The sequence below is a fragment of the Cellulomonas wangleii genome (genome assembly GCF_018388445.1).
In the GTDB taxonomy this organism is placed as follows: domain Bacteria; phylum Actinomycetota; class Actinomycetes; order Actinomycetales; family Cellulomonadaceae; genus Cellulomonas; species Cellulomonas wangleii.
This window is the reverse complement of sequence record NZ_CP074405.1, coordinates 2025646-2044143: the sequence shown is the minus strand read 5'-3', so window position 1 is coordinate 2044143 and position 18498 is coordinate 2025646. Positions and strand designations below refer to the sequence as shown.

General features: G+C 74.6%; 18 protein-coding genes. 1 reads left to right on the top strand and 17 read right to left on the bottom strand.

Annotated elements, in window-relative coordinates; all coding sequences use genetic code 11:
- The 11 genes from rpoZ to pyrR form a co-directional block, all read right to left on the bottom strand.
- Positions 1 to 267: a DNA-directed RNA polymerase subunit omega gene (gene rpoZ, locus KG103_RS09405; protein ID WP_089798991.1), complete on the bottom strand. Its 267-nt coding sequence runs from the start codon at positions 265 to 267 to the stop codon at positions 1 to 3.
- A 131-nt stretch (positions 268 to 398) separates the two neighbouring features.
- Positions 399 to 965, bottom strand: coding sequence for a guanylate kinase (gmk, locus tag KG103_RS09400; RefSeq protein ID WP_207342268.1), 567 nt, complete (start codon positions 963 to 965; stop codon positions 399 to 401).
- Positions 966 to 1065: 100 nt separating this feature from the next.
- Positions 1066 to 1377, bottom strand: coding sequence for an integration host factor, actinobacterial type (mihF, locus tag KG103_RS09395; RefSeq protein WP_013117080.1), 312 nt, complete (start codon positions 1375 to 1377; stop codon positions 1066 to 1068).
- A 204-nt stretch (positions 1378 to 1581) separates the two neighbouring features.
- On the bottom strand, positions 1582 to 2412 hold the full coding sequence (locus KG103_RS09390) for a hypothetical protein (RefSeq protein ID WP_207342269.1): 831 nt from the start codon (positions 2410 to 2412) through the stop codon (positions 1582 to 1584).
- A gap of 348 nt (positions 2413 to 2760) precedes the next feature.
- On the bottom strand, positions 2761 to 3615 hold the full coding sequence (pyrF, locus tag KG103_RS09385; RefSeq protein ID WP_256439573.1) for an orotidine-5'-phosphate decarboxylase: 855 nt from the start codon (positions 3613 to 3615) through the stop codon (positions 2761 to 2763).
- Complete coding sequence (gene carB / locus KG103_RS09380; RefSeq protein ID WP_207342270.1) at positions 3612 to 6962, bottom strand: carbamoyl-phosphate synthase large subunit; 3351 nt, start codon at positions 6960 to 6962, stop codon at positions 3612 to 3614. Before carB ends, pyrF begins: the two co-directional genes overlap by 4 nt.
- The gene (carA, locus tag KG103_RS09375) at positions 6962 to 8176 is read right to left on the bottom strand and encodes a glutamine-hydrolyzing carbamoyl-phosphate synthase small subunit (RefSeq protein WP_207342271.1); all 1215 of its coding nucleotides are present in this window, start codon (positions 8174 to 8176) and stop codon (positions 6962 to 6964) included. The genes carB and carA overlap by 1 nt, the downstream gene beginning before the upstream one ends.
- Positions 8173 to 8721, bottom strand: coding sequence for a PH-like domain-containing protein (locus tag KG103_RS09370; RefSeq protein ID WP_207342272.1), 549 nt, complete (start codon positions 8719 to 8721; stop codon positions 8173 to 8175). Before KG103_RS09370 ends, carA begins: the two co-directional genes overlap by 4 nt.
- Complete coding sequence (locus KG103_RS09365; RefSeq protein ID WP_207342273.1) at positions 8721 to 10025, bottom strand: dihydroorotase; 1305 nt, start codon at positions 10023 to 10025, stop codon at positions 8721 to 8723. Before KG103_RS09365 ends, KG103_RS09370 begins: the two co-directional genes overlap by 1 nt.
- A complete protein-coding gene (locus KG103_RS09360; protein ID WP_207342274.1) occupies positions 10022 to 11071 on the bottom strand; it encodes an aspartate carbamoyltransferase catalytic subunit in 1050 nt (349 codons plus the stop codon). The genes KG103_RS09365 and KG103_RS09360 overlap by 4 nt, the downstream gene beginning before the upstream one ends.
- Positions 11068 to 11694: a bifunctional pyr operon transcriptional regulator/uracil phosphoribosyltransferase PyrR gene (gene pyrR, locus KG103_RS09355; RefSeq protein ID WP_207342275.1), complete on the bottom strand. Its 627-nt coding sequence runs from the start codon at positions 11692 to 11694 to the stop codon at positions 11068 to 11070. Before pyrR ends, KG103_RS09360 begins: the two co-directional genes overlap by 4 nt.
- Positions 11695 to 11920: 226 nt before the next feature.
- Between pyrR and KG103_RS09350 the strand changes: the two genes are divergently transcribed.
- Positions 11921 to 14245, top strand: a complete 2325-nt coding sequence (locus tag KG103_RS09350; protein WP_207342276.1) for a putative bifunctional diguanylate cyclase/phosphodiesterase — start codon at positions 11921 to 11923, stop codon at positions 14243 to 14245.
- 50 nt (positions 14246 to 14295) lie between these two features.
- Here KG103_RS09350 and nusB read toward each other — a convergent pair whose 3' ends face one another.
- From nusB to KG103_RS09320, 6 genes are all read right to left on the bottom strand, one after another.
- Positions 14296 to 14712 (bottom strand): transcription antitermination factor NusB, encoded by a 417-nt coding sequence (nusB, locus tag KG103_RS09345; protein ID WP_207342277.1) that lies wholly within the window; start codon positions 14710 to 14712, stop codon positions 14296 to 14298.
- 1 nt (position 14713) lies between these two features.
- Positions 14714 to 15277, bottom strand: a complete 564-nt coding sequence (gene efp / locus KG103_RS09340; protein ID WP_089798971.1) for an elongation factor P — start codon at positions 15275 to 15277, stop codon at positions 14714 to 14716.
- A 286-nt stretch (positions 15278 to 15563) separates the two neighbouring features.
- The gene (locus KG103_RS09335; RefSeq protein WP_207342278.1) at positions 15564 to 15995 is read right to left on the bottom strand and encodes a hypothetical protein; all 432 of its coding nucleotides are present in this window, start codon (positions 15993 to 15995) and stop codon (positions 15564 to 15566) included.
- 16 nt (positions 15996 to 16011) lie between these two features.
- On the bottom strand, positions 16012 to 16680 hold the full coding sequence (locus KG103_RS09330) for a hypothetical protein (protein ID WP_207342279.1): 669 nt from the start codon (positions 16678 to 16680) through the stop codon (positions 16012 to 16014).
- A gap of 66 nt (positions 16681 to 16746) precedes the next feature.
- The gene (gene aroB / locus KG103_RS09325) at positions 16747 to 17871 is read right to left on the bottom strand and encodes a 3-dehydroquinate synthase (protein WP_207342280.1); all 1125 of its coding nucleotides are present in this window, start codon (positions 17869 to 17871) and stop codon (positions 16747 to 16749) included.
- Positions 17868 to 18431 (bottom strand): shikimate kinase, encoded by a 564-nt coding sequence (locus tag KG103_RS09320; protein WP_207342281.1) that lies wholly within the window; start codon positions 18429 to 18431, stop codon positions 17868 to 17870. Before KG103_RS09320 ends, aroB begins: the two co-directional genes overlap by 4 nt.
- Between the last annotated feature and the right edge of the window lie 67 nt (positions 18432 to 18498).

The following is an 18498-nucleotide window of genomic DNA, read 5'->3' as shown; positions in this document are numbered from 1 at the left end:
TCAGGCCTCCGCGACGGGCTCGGACGTGAGCAGCCCGGCGTCGATCTCGCGCATGGCGATGGAGAGCGGCTTCTCCTGCGGGCGGGTCTCGACGAGAGGGCCGACGTACTCGAGCAGGCCCTCGTTGAGCTGGGCGTAGTACGCGTTGATCTGCCGCGCGCGCTTGGCCGAGAACAGCACGAGCGCGTACTTGGAGTCGGCGCGCTCGAGGAGGCGGTCGATCGGCGGGTCGGTGATGCCCGTGGGGGCGGCAACGGTTCCGGACACGGAGGACTCCAGTCCTGTCGGATGGCTGAGCGGGTCTGAGGCGCCGTCGGCACGAGCCCCGGGTGGGAGGTGGGCGTCGAGCGGCGCAGTCGGTCCCATCGTACCTGGTCCCGCGCGTCGCCCGGGAACCCTCAGGCGTCGACGCCCATCAGCCGCACGAGCTCGTCCGTGGCGCGGTGCACGTCGTCGTTCACGATGACGTGGTCGAACTCGGGCTCCGCGGCGAGCTCGACACGGGCCGTCTCCAGCCGCCGCTCGCGCTCCTCGGCGCTCTCCGTCCCGCGCCCGACCAGCCGGCGGACCAGCTCGTCCCAGGACGGCGGCGCGAGAAAGACGAAGCGCGCGTCCGGCATGGTCCGACGGACCTGCCGCGCCCCCTGCAGGTCGATCTCCAGCAGCGCGGGCTCACCGGCCGCGAGCCGCTCGAGGACGGGCCCCCGGGGGGTGCCGTACCGGTTGCGGCCGTGGACGACGGCCCACTCGAGCAGGTCGCCGTGCTCGACCATCTCCTCGAAGCGCTCGGGCGACACGAAGTGGTAGTGCAGTCCGTCGACCTCGCCGGGGCGAGGGTCGCGGGTGGTCATCGACACCGAGAGCCACACCTGCGGGTAGCGGGCGCGGATGTCGGCCGAGACCGTCCCCTTGCCCACGGCGGTCGGTCCGGCGAGCACGGTGAGCCGTGCCGGCTGCTTGGTCATGGGTGGTGCACCGCTCCAGGTTCCGGGGATGGCGTCCGGTTCGTCCCGGACGTGCGACGGCGCCCCGCCCGGTGTCGGGCGGGGCGCCGTCGCAGGACGCTCAGCCGAACCGGTCGACGAGCGCCTTGACCTGGTGCGGACCGAGGCCACGCACCCGGCGCGTCTCCGAGATGCCGATCTCGGACATGATCGCACGGGCCTTGACCTTGCCCACACCGGGCAGGGACTCGAGGAGCGCGGCGACCTTGAGCTTGCCGATCGTCTCGTCCTGCTGCCCCTGCTCGATCACCTCGGACAGGGAGCCCTGCGAGTACTTGAGGCGGTTCTTCACCTCGGCACGGGCCTGCCGCGCCGCGGCAGCCTTCTCGAGCGCGGCGGCTCGTTGTTCGGGAGTCAGCGGAGGAAGAGCCACGCGCTTCACCTTCTCGTCACTGGGCCGGAGATCCTGGTCGCCGTTGCGCGGGATCTGACACGAAACTAGCGACGGTACTGCCGGTCGGCAACGCGGGGGCGTGGTGTGTCGCCCGCGACCTGCGCCGACGCGCGCCCGCGCGGCCCCGCCGCAGGTCGTGGGACCGTCGCCGGGCGGGCCGGTGAGGTCGTCGGCCTGCGCTCGTCACGCGGTCGCAGGGCGGGCGAGCGCGCGGACGTGCGCGACGGTGCAGGTGGCGAGGCGCGGGTCGGCACCGCTGAGCACGTCGACGACCTCCTGGAACGCCTTGCGCAGCCCACGTGCGGTGATGGGCATGCCCACCGGGGCGACGACGCCCGTGCGGGGGTGCGTCGACGGGTGCGCACGCACCCACAGCTGGGGCGGCGGGCTCCCCTGCAGCGTCCCGACGAGCTCCTCGCGGGCCACGAGCCAGGCTCCCAGTGCGTGCCGGGTCGGCTCCCCCACCGCGTAGCACGCACCTGCCAGCGTGAGAGCGGAGCGGTCGGGCGCCACCTCGGCGAGGAGCGCACGGCCCAGGTCGCGCTCGGGCGCGCCCGTCTCGGCCAGCAGGAGCGCGTGCGCCCGGAAGCGGACCCACACGTCGTGCGACACGCCGTACGGACGCCCGCCGACCGCCCGTGCCAGCAGGAGACGGGCGGCGGACGTGTCGCGTGTCACCGCGGGCGTCGCCGGCCGGCGCAGGGTGCGCACCGCGGACTCCGCGGTCGGGGCGTCGAGCAGACGGTGGTCGAGCGCGAACCGCACGAGTCCGCGCGCCGCGGTCGCCCGCTGCCGCACCGACGCCGGTGACGGCTCCTTCCCGGCCGCCGTGGGCGACGCGAGCCACAGACCGAGAGCCGGTCCTCCGAGGACGTCGGCGAGCTGGTCGTCCCCGCACGTCGCGGCCAGGTCGCTCAGCGCCCACCGGTACGCCCGCGCCGTGCTCGGGTGCAGGTCGCCGAGGGTGGCGAGGCACCGGGCCACCGCCCGTCCCACCGTCGTCTCCCCCGCCACGGGACGGACGGTACCGGGTGCCGCGGACGCGGGGGTCCCACGAGGTCGCGCCACCGCGGAGCCCGGTGGACGCAGCGGCGGGCCGGTCGGCGTGTCGTCCAGTCCTTGCGGGCCGCCGTCAGGCGGCCCTCGTTGTCGATCGCTGAGGCGGCTTCCGGGGCGCCAGGTTCCGTTATCAGACATCGCGCCTGACCGGAACGAAGGCACGACCGCGAGGCACGCGAGCCTGGCACCGCCCCCGCACCGCCCCCGGGAAGGCATCGGGAAGGCACCGGGCGTCCACGTGCCCGTCCGACGGCATGCCGAGGGGCGGCCACCACCCCCGGTGGCCGCCCCTCGTGCGGTGGCTCAGCGCAGGGCTGCAGCGGCCTCCGCGGCGGCCCGACCGGCCGCGTCCCGCAGCGCTCCGACCTCGGGGCCGGCACGCAGCACTCCCCTGCTGGACGACGCGAGGACCTGCCGCCGGGCGTCACCGAAGACGGCCGCCAGCTCGCGCGCACCGGCCCCCTGCGCCCCCACCCCGGGCGCCAGCAGCGGCCCGTTGACGGCCGCCAGGTCGACGCCCGTCGCGCGGGCCGCGTCCCCGATCGTGGCGCCCACGACCAGCCCGACCGAGCCCAGCGGCGACGCACCCTCGTTCAGCGCGGCGGCGCGCGCGGCGACCGCGGCCGCCACCGTCACGCCGTCGGCGGTGCGGGCGTGCTGCACCTCGGCGCCCTCCGGGTTGGAGGTGAGGCACAGGGCGAACAGCCCGCGTCCCGTCGCCAGGGCCAGCTCGACAGCCGGACCCAGCGACCCGAAGCCGAGGTACGGCGACACCGTCAGGGCGTCCCCCGCCAGCGGCGAGCCGTCGCTCAGGTACGCGTCGGCGTACGCGCCCATGGTCGACCCGATGTCCCCCCGCTTGGCGTCGACGACCACGAGCGTCCCGGTGGCACGCCCCGCCGCGACCACCTCCTCGAGGACCGCCAGGCCGGCCGAGCCGTGCCGCTCGAAGAACGCGGCCTGCGGCTTGACCGCCGCGACCCGGCCCGCCACGGCGTCCATCACGCGCAGCGAGAACTCCCGCAGCCCGGTGGCGTCGTCCGGCAGGCCCCAGTCCCCCAGGAGCGATCCGTGCGGGTCGATGCCGACGCAGAGCGGTCCGTGCTCGTCCATCGCCGCCGCGAGGCGGGCACCGAACGGGACGGGACCGTCGCTCACGCGTCGACCCCGGCGTGGGCCGCCGCGGCCAGGGCGGCACGACGCGCCGCCGCGGCCGCGTCGTGCTCCTGCAGGCTCGTGACCGCGAACGGCCCGGACTGCAGCGCCTCGATGGCCTGCACCGCGGCACCGAGCTGCTGCACGGTGGTGACGATGGCCTTGTCGGCGGCCGTCGTGGCGGCGCGGATCTCGTAGCCGTCGGCGCGCGCGCCCTGCCCGGACGGCGTGTTGACGACCATGTCGATCTCACCGGCCGTGATGAGGTCGACGATCGTGGGCTCGCCGCCCGGGCCGCGACCCGCGGAGTGCTTGCGCACGACGCTCGCGCGGATCCCGCTGCGCCGCAGCACCGCGGACGTCCCCTCCGTCGCGAGGATCTCGAACCCGAGCTCCACGAGGCGCTTGACGGGGAACACGATCGACCGCTTGTCGCGGTCCGCCACGGAGATGAACACCCGGCCGCCGGTGGGCAGCCCGCCGAACGCCGCGGCCTGCGACTTGGCGAACGCCGTGGGGAAGTCCACGTCGAAGCCCATGACCTCGCCGGTCGAGCGCATCTCGGGGCCGAGGACCGTGTCGACGACCGTGCCGGCGGCGGTCCGGAACCGCTTGAAGGGCAGCACCGCCTCCTTGACGGCGATCGGCGCGTCCAGGTCGACGACGCTCGCGTCGGTCGGGGGCAGCACCCCCTCCGCGCGCAGCTGGGCGATGGACCGCCCGGTCATGACCAGCGCGGCGGCCTTGGCCAGCGAGACGCCGGTGGCCTTCGACACGAACGGTGCGGTGCGCGACGCGCGCGGGTTGGCCTCGAGCACGTAGAGCACGTCGGACACGAGCGCGAACTGGATGTTCAGCAGCCCGCGGACCCCGACACCGCGGGCGATCGCCTCGGTGGAGGTCCGGATCCGCTCCAGCTCGGCCACCGACAGCGTCACGGGCGGCAGGACGCACGCCGAGTCGCCGGAGTGCACGCCGGCCTCCTCGATGTGCTCCATGACACCGCCGAGGTACAGCTCGGTGCCGTCGTACAGCGCGTCGACGTCGATCTCGATGGCGTCGTCGAGGAACCGGTCGATCAGCAGCGGCGGCAGGCTGCCGCCGCGGTCGCCGCCCAGCTGCTCCGCGATCGCCCGCTCGACGTACTCGGTGAGCTGCGCCTCGTCGTAGACGATCTCCATGCCGCGCCCGCCCAGCACGTACGAGGGCCGCACGAGCACGGGGAACCCGATGCGCCGGGCCGTCTCCTTCGCCGCCTCGAGGTGCGTGGCGGTGCCGAACGCCGGGGCGGGCAGACCCGCCGCGGCGAGGACCTCGCCGAACTCCGCACGGTCCTCGGCGGCGTCGATCGCCTCGGGCGAGGTGCCCAGGATGGGCAGGCCGGCGTCGGACAGACGCTGCGCGAGGGACAGCGGCGTCTGGCCGCCGAGGGTCACGATGAGACCGGCCACCGGCCCGGCGGCCAGCTCGGCCTCGTACACCTCGAGCACGTCCTCGAAGGTCAGCGGCTCGAAGTACAGGCGGTCGGCGGTGTCGTAGTCCGTGGAGACGGTCTCGGGGTTGCAGTTGACCATGACGGTCTCGTACTCGTCCTTGAGGGCGAGCGCGGCGTGCACGCACGAGTAGTCGAACTCGATGCCCTGGCCGATGCGGTTGGGCCCCGAGCCCAGGATGAGGATCGCGGGGCGCTCACGCGGGGCGACCTCGGTCTCCTCGTCGTACGACGAGTAGTGGTACGGCGTGCGGGCCTCGAACTCGGCCGCGCACGTGTCGACGGTCTTGTAGACCGGCCGCACGCCCAGCGCCCAGCGCGTGCGCCGCACGGCGTCCTCGCTGGTCCGCCGCAGCGACGCGACCTGCACGTCGGACAGGCCGTGGCGCTTGGCGTGCGCCAGCACGTCGGCGGTGAGCGCCGGCGCGTCGGCCGTGGCCTGCGCGACCTCGTTGACCAGCTGCACCTGGTCGAGGAACCACGGGTCGATGCCCGTGCGCGCGTAGACCTCGTCGACGCTCACGCCGGCGCGCAGCACCTGCTGCACGTCGACCAGGCGACCCTCCGTGGGCCGCGAGATCGTCGAGAGCAGGGTGTCGAGCTGCTCGCCCGTCGCCGGCTCCCCGTCCCAGTGGAACGTCGAGCCGCCCTTGTCGATGGACCGCATCGCCTTGCCGAGCGCCTCGGCGAAGTTGCGACCCATCGCCATGGCCTCGCCGACGGACTTCATGGTCGTGGTGAGCGTGTCGTCCGCCGCGGGGAACTTCTCGAACGCGAACCGCGGGACCTTGACCACGACGTAGTCGAGGGTCGGCTCGAACGACGCCGGGGTGGAGCCCGTGATGTCGTTCGGGATCTCGTCGAGCGTGTAGCCCACCGCGAGCTTGGCGGCGATCTTGGCGATCGGGAAGCCCGTCGCCTTGGACGCCAGGGCCGAGGACCGCGACACTCGCGGGTTCATCTCGATGACGATGACGCGACCCGTGTCCGGGTGCACCGCGAACTGGATGTTGCAGCCACCGGTGTCGACGCCGACCTCGCGGATGACGGCGATGCCGATGTCCCGCAGCCGCTGGTACTCGCGGTCGGTCAGCGTGAGGGCCGGCGCCACCGTGATCGAGTCACCGGTGTGCACGCCGACGGGGTCCACGTTCTCGATCGAGCAGACGACCACGACGTTGTCGTGCTTGTCGCGCATCAGCTCGAGCTCGTACTCCTTCCAGCCGAGGATCGACTCCTCGAGGAGCACCTCGGTGGTCGGCGAGTAGTGCAGGCCCTGACCGACGATCCGGCGCAGGTCCGCCTCGTCGTACGCGATGCCCGAGCCGAGCCCGCCCATGGTGAACGACGGGCGCACGACCATCGGGTACCCGAGGTCCTCGGCCGCGACCAGCGCCTCGTCGATCGTGTGGATGATCGCCGAGCGCGCCGACTCCCCGCCGCAGACCTCGACGACCTGCTTGAACTGCTCGCGGTCCTCGCCCTTCTGGATCGCGGGGATGTTGGCGCCGATGAGCTCGACGTCGTACTTCTCGAGCACGCCGGCCTCGTCCAGCGCGATCGCCGCGTTGAGCGCGGTCTGCCCGCCCAGAGTGGGCAGGATCGCGTCGGGGCGTTCCTTGGCGATGATCGACGTGAGGACCTCGGTGGTGATCGGCTCGACGTAGGTGGCGTCGGCGAACTCGGGGTCCGTCATGATCGTGGCGGGGTTGGAGTTGACGAGGACGACCCGCAGGCCCTCCTCCTTCAGGACGCGGCACGCCTGCGTCCCGGAGTAGTCGAACTCGCAGGCCTGGCCGATGACGATCGGGCCGGACCCGATGACGAGGACGGACTTCAGGTCGTCGCGACGGGGCATCAGGCGGCGCCCTTCTCGGTGGTGGCGGCGTCCGGCGTCGAGCCGTCGCGGTGCGTGGTCATGAGGTCGAGGAAGCGGTCGAACAGGTACGCGGCGTCGTGCGGACCCGCCGCGGCCTCGGGGTGGTACTGGACCGAGAACGCCGGCAGGTCGAGCGCCTCGAGGCCCTCGACGACGTCGTCGTTGAGGTCGACGTGCGACACCCGCACGCGGCCGTAGCGGCCGCCGTCGAAGGGTGCGACGGTCTCCGCGTCGAGGGGGGCGTCCACGGCGAAGCCGTGGTTGTGCGCGGTGATCTCCACCTTGCCGGTGGTGCGGTCGACGACAGGCTGGTTCACCCCGCGGTGCCCGTAGCGCAGCTTGTAGGTGCCGAACCCGAGGGCGCGGCCGAACAGCTGGTTGCCGTAGCAGATGCCGAAGAACGGGATGCGGCGGTCGAGCACGCCCCGCAGCACGTCGATCTCGTGGCGCGCGGCCGACGGGTCGCCCGGGCCGTTGGAGAAGAACACGCCGTCGGGCCCGACGGCGAGCACGTCGTCGATCGCCGACGTCGCGGGCAGCACGTGCACCTCGACGCCGCGCTCGGCGAGCCGCTGCGGCGTCATCGACTTGATGCCCAGGTCGACCGCGGCGACGCGGGCCCGCGGCTCGGCCAGCGGCTGCCCGTCCGGACCGAGCGCCGGCACGACGTACGCCTCGTCGACGCTGACCTCGCCCGCCAGGTCCGCACCGGCCATCACCGGGGCGGCCAGCACCTCGTCGACCAGCTCGTCGACGGGCCGCCGCTCCCCCTCGGGCCGCACCAGCGCGTCGCCCGAGAAGATGCCGGCACGCATGACGCCGCGCTCGCGCAGGTGACGGGTCAGGGCACGGGTGTCGACGTCGCTGATGCCGACCACGCCGTGCGCGACGAGCTCGTCGTCGAGGGTGCGGCGCGCCCGCCAGCTCGACGAGCGGCGCGCGGGGTCCCGCACGACGAACCCGGCGACCCAGATGCGGCGCGACTCGGCGTCCTCGTCGTTGACGCCGGTGTTGCCGATGTGGGGCGCCGTCATCACGACGATCTGCCGGTGGTACGACGGGTCGGTCAGGGTCTCCTGGTACCCCGTCATGCCGGTGTTGAAGACGATCTCGCCGAGCGTCCGCCCGGTCGCGCCGTAGGCCCGCCCGGTGAACGTGCGGCCGTCCTCGAGGACGAGGATCGCGTCGCTCATGCCTGCTCCTCCTGCGCCGTGGGCGGCGCCGTCTCGGTGTCGGTGGGCGCTGCCAGGGTGCGGGCCGCGGCGAGCAGCGCGGGACGCGCGTCGTCGTGGCGCACCTGCAGCGCGGTGTCGATGGCGGTGCCGGTCGTCGCGTCCGGGACCCAGGTGAGGACCACCAGCTCGTCGCGGCCGACGAACTTGCCGGCCTGCCCGCTGCTGGTCCCCACGGCACGCAGCGCACCCGCGGGCACCCACACGTCGGCGGCGCCGGTGCGGGTGAGCAGCACGCCGTCCGCGTGCACCTGCACCAGCGCGGGGCTGCGCACGCCCAGGTCGTGCGCGACGACGCGGTCGAGCCAGTCGCCGGCGCGTGTCGAGGAGACGTAGACCGCCTCGACGGGCGCGCCGACGGGCGCGCCGGGAGACGCGGGGACCGTCGGGACGCTCGGCACCAGGGCCGCGGTCCGCCGGCCACGTGCCTGCCAGCCGCGCCACATGCCCCACAGACCCAGCACCGCGAGCGCGGCGAGGATCGCGACGGAGGCCCAGACGGGCATCAGGCGTGCACCCCTGCCGGGACGAGGGCGCCGTCGAGGACGGTCGGGCGTCCCCGCAGGAACGTGGCGACCACCCGCCCGGGCAGCTCCTGCCCGGCGAACGGGGAGTTGACGCTGGCCGTGGCCTGCTGCTCGGGGACGACGAGGCGGCGCGCGTGGGGGTCGACGAGGGTGAGGTTGGCGGGCTCCCCCACGGCGATGGGCCGACCCTGGCCGGGGACGCGCCCGATGCGGGCGGGGGCGGTGGACATGACGCGGGCGACGTCGGCCCAGGTCATGCGGCCGGTGTCGACCATGGCGGCCTGGACGACGGACAGCGCGGTCTCCAGCCCGGTCATGCCGAAGGCCGCGGCGGCCCACTCGCAGTCCTTGTCCTCGCGGGGGTGCGGGGCGTGGTCGGTGCCGACGGTGTCGATGGTGCCGTCGGCGAGGCCCTGGCGGACCGCCTCGACGTCGTCGGCGGTGCGCAGCGGCGGGTTCACCTTGAAGCGGGGGTCGTAGCCGCGCGCGTGCTCGTCGGTCAGCATGAGGTGGTGGGGCGTGACCTCGGCGGTGACGTCGATGCCGCGGGCCTTGGCCCAGCGCACGATCTCGACGGAGCCGGCGGTCGACAGGTGCAGGACGTGCAGCCGGGAGCCGACGTGCTCGGCGAGGAGCACGTCGCGGGCGATGACGGCCTCCTCGGCGACCGCGGGCCAGCCGGTGAGGCCGAGCTCGGCGGACACGACGCCCTCGTGCATCTGGGCGCCCTCGGTGAGCCGGGGCTCCTGGGCGTGCTGGGCGACGACGCCGTCGAACGCCTTGACGTACTCCAGGGCGCGGCGCATGACGACGGGGTCGTGCACGCACTTGCCGTCGTCGGAGAAGACGCGCACCGCGGCGGCGGACCGGGCCATGGCGGAGAGCTCGGCGAGCCGCTCCCCCGCGAGCCCGACGGTGACGGCGCCCACGGGGTGCACGTCGCACCAGCCGGCGTCGCGGCCCAGGCGCCAGACCTGCTCGACGACGCCCGCGGTGTCCTGCGTGGGGGTGGTGTTCGCCATGGCGTGCACGGCGGTGAAGCCGCCGAGCGCGGCGGCCCGGGTGCCGGACTCGACGGTCTCGGCGTCCTCGCGGCCCGGCTCGCGCAGGTGGGTGTGCAGGTCGACGAGCCCGGGCAGCAGCACCAGGCCCTCGGCTGCGACCACGTGGGCACCGGGGCGGCGGGCCTCGGCGCCGATCGCGGCGACCACGCCGTCGGCCAGCAGGACGTCCGTGGGCTCGCCGCCCAGGGGGCGGGCGCCGGTCAGCAGGTGGGTCGTCACGCGTGCGTCCTCGTCTCGTCCGTGCGCACGTCGGTGCGCTCCTGGTGGTCCCCCGTGCGCCCGGCGGGTGCCTCGCCGCGGGCGGTGTCGCCGCCCGCCAGCAGCAGGTACAGCACGGCCATGCGGACCGCGACGCCGTTGGCGACCTGCTCGACGATCACGGCGCGCGGCGAGTCGGCCGCGTCGGCCGAGATCTCCAGGCCCCGGTTCATGGGTCCGGGGTGCAGGACGACGGCGTGGTCGGGCAGCATCGCCAGGCGGCGTGCGTCCAGCCCGTAGTTGCGGGTGTACTCCAGCGGGCTGGGGAAGAACCCGCCGCCGGCGCTCGACATCCGCTCGCGCTGGACGCGCAGCATCATGACGGCGTCGGGTCCGGTGGCCAGGACGTCGTCCAGGTCGTAGGACACCTCGGCGGGCCAGGCGTGCACACCGACGGGCACGAGCGTGGGCGGTGCGACCAGCGTGACGCGGGCACCGAGGGTGCGCAGCAGCTGCACGTTGGAGCGGGCGACCCGGGAGTGCAGGACGTCCCCCACGACGGCGACGTGCGCACCGGACAGGTCGCGGCCGGTGACGTCGGCGCGGCCACCGTCACCGACGAGGTGGCGGCGCAGCGTGTACGCGTCGAGCAGGGCCTGGGTGGGGTGCTGGTGCATCCCGTCGCCGGCGTTGACGACCGCACCGTGGGTCCAGCCCGCGTGGGCCAGGGTGTGCGGCGCCCCGGACGCCTGGTGGCGGATGACCACGGCGTCGGCGCCCATGGCCTGCAGGGTCAGCGCGGTGTCCTTGAGCGACTCGCCCTTGGACACGCTCGAGCCCTTGGCGGAGAAGTTGATGACGTCGGCCGAGAGTCGCTTGGCGGCGGTCTCGAACGAGATGCGCGTGCGGGTGGAGTCCTCGAAGAAGAGGTTGACGACGGTGCGCCCGCGCAGCGTGGGGAGCTTCTTGATCTCACGCGCCTGCGTGGCGGCCATCTGCGCGGCGGTGTCCAGGACGAGGACGGCCTCGTCGAGCCCCAGGTCGGCGGCCGAGAGCAGGTGCCTCATCGGGTGGCCCCCTCGATGACGACGCGGTCGTCGCCGTCGGTCTCCGCGAGGAGCACGCGGACGCGCTCGGCGGTGGCCGTGGGCAGGTTCTTGCCGACGTAGTCGGCGCGGATCGGCAGCTCGCGGTGGCCGCGGTCGACGAGGACGGCGAGCTGGACCGCGCGGGGTCGGCCCAGGTCGCTGATCGCGTCGAGGGCGGCGCGGATGGTGCGTCCCGAGTACAGGACGTCGTCGACGAGGACGACGACCTTGCCGTCGATCCCGTCGCCGGGGACGAACGTGTCCCCGATGGTGCGGGTCGGCTGGTGGGCCAGGTCGTCCCGGTGCATCGTCACGTCGAGGCTGCCGACGAGGTCGGCGGCGTCGGCGTGCTCCACCTGCGCGAGCCGCTGCGCGAGCCGGCGGGCCAGGGGCAGGCCGCGCGTCGGGATGCCCAGCAGGACGACGTCGTCGACGCCCTTGTTGCGCTCCACGATCTCGTGCGCGATGCGGGTCAGCGCCCGTCCGACGTCGTCGGGTCCGAGGACCGTGGTGCCGGTGCCGGTGGGCGTCGGTCCGGCGGCCGTGGGGTCCGCGCCGGGGGCGGGACGTCCGGGTCCGGACGTGGGTGTGGACGTGCTCATGCGTGCGACTCCTTCCCCGCCTCACAGGACGGGCTTAAAGGGAGGTTGCTCGACGTACCACCCTACCGTGGCCGGGGGCGTGCGGGACCGAGGTCCCGCGTGACGCGCGGCACGCCGGGACGGTCGGGGCGCGACCCGCCGGTGCACGGTCCCGGGGACCGCCGGCCCCTGCCCCGTCACCCGGATGCCGTTCATGTGAGGCCCCGGCGCGGCCGATGTACCCGACATGCTCGGCGACGTCCCCCTGTGGACCACCGTCCTGCAGTTCCTGGCGGCCGGCCTCATCGTCGGCTTCTGCGTGCTGCAGTGGGTCTGGTGGCGTGGTGCGCTGCGCTCCGACGGGTCGTCGTGGGCGCTGGCGTTGTCCGTGGCCATGGCCGGCATGGTGCTGGTGGCAGGCCTGCACGGCATCGCCGTGGGGGCCGAGCTGCGCGAGGCGCTGTCGTTCCTGCACGGGCAGCTCGTCGGGGTGGTCGCGCTGCTGTGCCTGCCCGCGACGCGCGCGTTCGGCAGGACGGGCCCGCGGCTGCGACCGTGGGTCGTCACCGCCGCGGTGCTGCTGGCCGTCCGCACGGTGCTGTGGTTCCTCGCGTTCGGGCCCGTCGACGCACCGGGCGTGCCCACCGGGCGGCCCGTCGCCGTCGCCCTGCTGTTCCTCGTGCTCGCCCTGGTCGTGGGGTACGTGGTGATGGCGCTGGGTGCGGTGCGGCTCAACGCGCTGGGCGTGCTGCTGGTGGTGGCCGCGGCCGGGTCGTTGACCATGCTCACCGCGGGCATCCTGCTCGGGGGCCAGCCTCTCGGTGCGCTGCTGGCCGGGCTGTGGCCGCTGCCGCTGGCCGTGGGGCTGGAGTCGTTGGCGTCGGTGCGGCTGCGTCGGTCGCAGCAGACCGCACGGCGGCGCGAGCTGATGCGGGACGCGCTCGCGCAGGTCACCAACAACGCCTGGTTCCACCGCGATCCCGACGCGCTGCTGGTGCAGGCCCGCGACGCCGCCCGGGAGGTGCTGGAGGACCCGACGATCGAGGGGTCCCTGCGCCCGCTGCAGCGTGACCGGTTCGTGGTCGACCTGTTCCCCGAGGCCCCGGACCGGCTGGCGCCGCACGAGCGGACCTTCCTCATCGACCTCGGCCTGGTGGTGTCGTCGGCAGCCGAGCGGTACACGCTCACCGAGCGGCTGTCGCGCGCGGCCGTGACGGACACCCTGACGGGCCTGCCCAACCGGCGGGCCGTCGACACCCACCTGCTCGAGGTGCTCGAGCGGGCCGCCGTCGAGCGCACCCGGGTGACGGTCGTGTACTGCGACATCGACGGCTTCAAGGACGTCAACGACCGTGAGGGGCACGCCGCGGGCGACGAGCTGCTGCGACGCACCGCCGACTACCTGCGCACGTGGGTCGACGACGACACGTACGTGGCGCGGCTCGCCGGGGACGAGTTCGCGGTGATCGTGGCGCGGGCGCCCGGTGACGAGGAGCTCGCCGACCTGGCGCGGCGGGTGCGCAGCGGGTTCGGCGCGCGGGTCGGCACGGTGGTGGGCCCTCGCCTGACCTGCGGCGTCGCGACCTGGAACCCCAGCGACGTGGTCGACGCGGACACGCTGCTGCGGCACGCGGACGCCGCGATGCTCGAGGCCAAGCGCACCGCGTCGGGGCACCGCGTGTTCGACCCGGCGCTGCGGGCCCGCGCCGAGGACGCCCGCCGGCTGCGCTCGGCGCTGGAGCGGGCGGTCGAGGAGGACCGGATCACCGCGTACTTCCAGCCGATCGTCGACACCCGCACCCTCGAGGTCGTCGGCCTGGAGGCCCTGGCCCGGTGGCAGGAGGACGGTCACCTGGTCCTGCCTGAGCACTGGCTGGCCCTCGCGGAGCAGACGGGGCTGATCGTGCCCATCGGGCGCTCGATGATCCGCCAGGCACGCCGCGCGCTGGACCGCCACCACATGCCGGTGGCCGTGAACCTGTCCGCGCGCGAGCTGCACGAGCAGGACGTCCTCGAGCGCATCGACACGGCGTGGTCCGGCGGGCCGTGGGAGCACCTGACGATCGAGATCACCGAGAGCACGATGCTGCGCACGTCGTCCGCGGTGCCGGTGCTGTCCGAGCTGCGGGCCCGCGGGGCGCGGATCGCCCTCGACGACTTCGGCACCGGGTTCAGCTCGCTGGCGCGGCTGGCACGGCTCCCGGTCGACGTGCTGAAGATCGACAGGTCGTTCGTGCGGGAGGTCCGCACGCCGCGCGGGGCGGGGCCGGTGCGGGCGATCGTCGCACTGGCCGAGCACCACGGGCTGGACGTGGTCGCCGAGGGCGTGGAGTCCGCAGGCGACCTGCAGGCGCTGGTCGAGCTCGGCGTGCCGCAGGCGCAGGGCAACTTCGTCGGACGGCCCGCACCGGGACTGCCCGTGCGTGGGGCCCGCCCGCTGCCCCGCCCGGCCGCGGACGAGCTGGTCCGGCGGGTGGAGCCGCACCTGCCCGGGCGGCGGGTGCGCACCGTGCCGCGTCCGCTGCGCATGATGCAGGGCGCCCTGGGCGACGCGACGCCCGAGCACCTGTGAGGTGCCCGGGCGTCGGGTGAGGTGTGCGGCCGCGTGGGCCGCCGGCCGGGTCAGGCCAGCAGGGTCGGCTTGAGCGCCACGAGGCGGCCGAGCAGGCCGTTGACGAAGGCCGGCGAGTCGTCGGTCGACAGCTCGCGCGCCAGGGAGACGGCCTCGTCGACGGCGACGGCGTCCGGGACGTCGTCGTTCCAGAGGATCTCCCAGGTGCCGATGCGCAGCAGCGCGCGGTCGACCGCCGGCATGCGCGCGACCGTCCAGCCGTGCGCGTGGGTCGCCAGCAGCTCGTCGATGCGCTCGGCGTGCGCCAGGACGCCCTCGACGATGTCGACGGAGTACTGCGGCAGCGACGTCTCGGCACCCGGCTCCACGACGCGGCGCGACAGGAGCTCCGCGACGGGCAGGTCCCGCTGCTCCGCCTCGAACAGCACGTCCAGCGCGCGCTTGCGCGCCTTGGTCCGGGCGCCCACGTCAGTCGTTCACGCGGCCGAGGTACGACCCGTCGCGGGTGTCGACCTTGACCTTGGTGTTGGCCTCGAGGAACAGCGGCACCTGGATCTCGTAGCCGGTCTCGAGCGTGGCGGGCTTGGTGCCGGCCGACGAGCGGTCGCCCTGCAGGCCGGGCTCGGTGTACGTGACCTCGAGCACCACCGAGGGCGGCAGCTCGACGTACAGCGGGACGCCCTCGTTGGTCGCGACCAGCGCGGTCTGCGACTCGAGCATGAAGTTGGCGGCGTCGCCGACGGTGGCGGCCGGCACGTGGAGCTGGTCGTACGTGTCCGTGTCCATGAACACGAAGTCGTCGCCGTCCTTGTACAGGTACTGCATGTCGCGCTTGTCGACGTTCGCCGTCTCGACCTTGATGCCGGCGTTGAAGGTCTTGTCGACGACCTTGCCCGACAGCACGTTCTTCAGCTTGGTGCGCACGAACGCGCCACCCTTGCCGGGCTTGACGTGCTGGAACTCCACGACGGTCCACAGCTGGCCGTCGATGCGCAGCACGATGCCGTTCTTCAGGTCGTTGGTCGTCGCCACGAGCGTCGTTCTCCCGGTCGGTGGTGGTGCGCGCCGTGCGGCGCGTCCGGAGCACAGCGCCCCGCGGGACGGCTGCCGGCCACGGAGCCGCCGGGCGGGTCGCCCCACCGTGTCCGGCTCGCTTCGCCCGGCCGGGCCTGTGCACGAGGTGCACGGACCGGCCGCAGGCCGTCGACCATCCTAGCGCCCGCACCGGGGGTCCACCCACGGGGGCGCCTCGGTGCAGCAGCGCCGTCGGGTGGGACGGTCGGGTGGGACGGCCGGGCGGGACGGTCGGGTGGCACGGTCAGCCGAGCAGCAGGCGCACGGCGGCCATCCCGCAGACCGCCGACCACAGCAGGGAGGCCAGCGTGCCGATGACGAAGCGCTCGGACGCGCCGGGGTTCTCCCGCAGCTCGGGGTAGCGGCCCAGGCCCTTGACGGCGACGACGACCGCGACACCCTCGGGGACCCCCGCCAGCAGGCTGCCGGTCACGGCGAGCCGCTCCAGGACGCCGATCCACGTCCCGCCGCGCAGGACGATCTGGGCGCCCTCCCCGTTCGGGCCGTCGCTGACCCGCAGGGGCTCGAGCAGGACCGGGCCGTGGGTGCCGCGGTGCCGGCCGGCGTCCCGGGAGCGCGACGCGAGGCGCAGCACGACACGGGTGACGAGCCAGCCGCCGAGGGCGGACACGAGCAGGGCGCCGGCCCAGATGCCGGCCACGAGGGCGGGGTGCACGGGACCGACCCTGACGTCACCCGGCGGCGCGCGTCAACAGGCGCGCCGCAGCGGGACGCGCGGCGACCTCCTCGGCCCACAGCGCGGTGCGCAGGCGCTGGCTGACGGCCTGCTGGGTGACCCCGAGCGCGGCGGCGACGACGTCCTGCGCCGGCGGCTCGTCGCGGCCAGTGGGACGGGGGCCGGCGGGACGGGAGCCGGCGGCGTGGGCCGTCACGCCGCCCACCGGGGCACCGCCGGCGCGCAGCGCGTCGACCGCCGCCCAGCCCGCCGGGGTGCGTCGGACGGTCAGGGCACCGAGGAGCACCAGGACGCCGTCGGCGTCGGCGGCGGCCTGCGCGTCGGCCCCGCGCACCGCCACCGGGACAGGGCGCTGGCGGCTCTTGGCCGCCTCGACCGCCTCGCGCGCCAGCACGAACGCGGGGCCGGCACCCTCGCGCGGCGAGGCGGGCAGCGGCTCGTCGACGGCGCCGGCGCCGATCCCCACGCTCCACCCGCCGTCGCGCAGCACGCGCAGCGCGGTGTCGACGACCACGTCGGGGTCGTCCAGCACGCCCTGCACCTCGTCGCCGACGGTGCGCTCGAACCCGCGGACCACGGGCACGTCGGCCAGGTCGGCCAGCAGCTCCGGGACGCGGTCGGTGCCCGTGCGGCTGCCCCGTTGGTCGATGGTGAGGACGAACATGACACAAGACTCTCACCTTGTTCGGCTCTCCACAACGTCTGAACGTTGTAGACGCCACCACAAGGGTCAGAGCAGGATGCCGGTGCCCCGCTCGGGCTCGGTGGCGATCTCCGCGTACGCGGCGGCCAGCAGCGTCGGGTCCGGGCCCTCCAGACGCGCGGGCCGGGCCAGGCCGTCCAGCACGACGAACCGCAGCAGGTCCCCGCGCGTCTTCTTGTCCCGGCGCATCGCGGCGAGCAGCTGGTCCCACCGGTCGCCCCGGTACCCCGTGGGCAGGCCGAGCGACGTCAGGACGCTGCGGTGCCGCGCGACGACGTCGTCGTCCAGGCGGCCGGCGAGGCGCGCGAGCTCGGCCACGAACACCATGCCCACCGACACCGCGGCCCCGTGCCGCCAGCGGTACCGCTCGACGTGCTCGACCGCGTGCCCGAACGTGTGCCCGTAGTTGAGGATCTCGCGCAGCCCGGCCTCGCGCAGGTCCTGCCCCACGACGCGGGCCTTGGTGCGCACGGCGCGCTCGACCAGCTCGGCCAGCACCGGGGACGACGCGGCCGCCACCGGGTCGCGCAGCAGCGCGGTGTTCTCCTCGACGAGCTCGAGGATCCGCGGGTCGTCGATGAACCCGCACTTGACGATCTCGGCGAGCCCGGCGACGAAGTCGTACGGCGACATCGACTCCACGGCCGCCAGGTCGCACAGCACGCCGGCCGGCGGGTGGAACGCGCCGACCAGGTTCTTGCCCTCGGCCGTGTTGATGCCGGTCTTGCCGCCCACGGCGGCGTCGACCATGCCCAGCACCGTGGTGGGCACCTGCACGACGCGCACACCGCGCAGCCACGTGGCCGCGACGAACCCGGCGAGGTCGGTCGTCGCTCCCCCGCCCAGGCCCACGACGGCGTCGGAGCGGGTGAAGTCCGCCTGCCCCAGCACGCCCCAGCAGAACGCCGCCACCTGCGCGGTCTTCTGCTCCTCGGCGTCCGGCACCTGCGCCAGGTACACCTCGTACCCCGCGGCGAGCAGGTCCTCGCGGACCGTCTCCGCCGACGTCGCCAGCGCCGCCGGGTGCACGACGAGCACGCGCCGCACGCCCTCGCCCAGCATCGCCGGCAGGTGACCCAGCAGGTGCCGGCCGATGACGACGTCGTACGGCTGCTCCCCCGCGACCGTGACGACCGCCTCGCCGCCGCTCACGCGTCGGACCCCGTGGCCGACGGCGCGCCCAGCGCGTCCTCGACCGCCACCGCCACCTCGGCGGGCGTGCGCCCGTCCGTCGACACCCGCACCGTCGCGACCTCCTCGTAGACCGGACGCCGGGCGTCCATGAGCGCCTGCCACTGCGCGCGCGGGCTGCCGACCAGCAGCGGGCGCGACTGGTTGAGCCCGACGCGCGGCGCGGCGTGCGCCAGGCTCACGTCGAGGAAGACGACGGCACCGCCGGCGTCGCGGTAGTCCCGCAGCGCCGCGCGGGTGCCCTCGTGCAGCACCGCACCGCCGCCGAGCGCCAGGACGCCGTCGTGCTCCGCCAGCGCGGTCGCGACCGCGGCACGCTCCAGCTCGCGGAAGTGCGGCTCGCCGTCCTCGACGAACACGTCGGCGACGGACTTGCCCGCCACCTTCTCGACGTCGGTATCGGTGTCGCGGACCGCCAGCCGCCAGCGCCGGGCCAGCGCGGCCGCGACCGTCGACTTGCCGGCTCCGGGGGGGCCGACCAGCACGAGACGGGGACCGGGGGTGGGGGTTGCAGGGGGCACGGGCGGCAGCCTAGCCGCGCGGCCGTCGGCGTCCCGCGCCGTCCAGCGGACGGGCGACGGGCGGTGC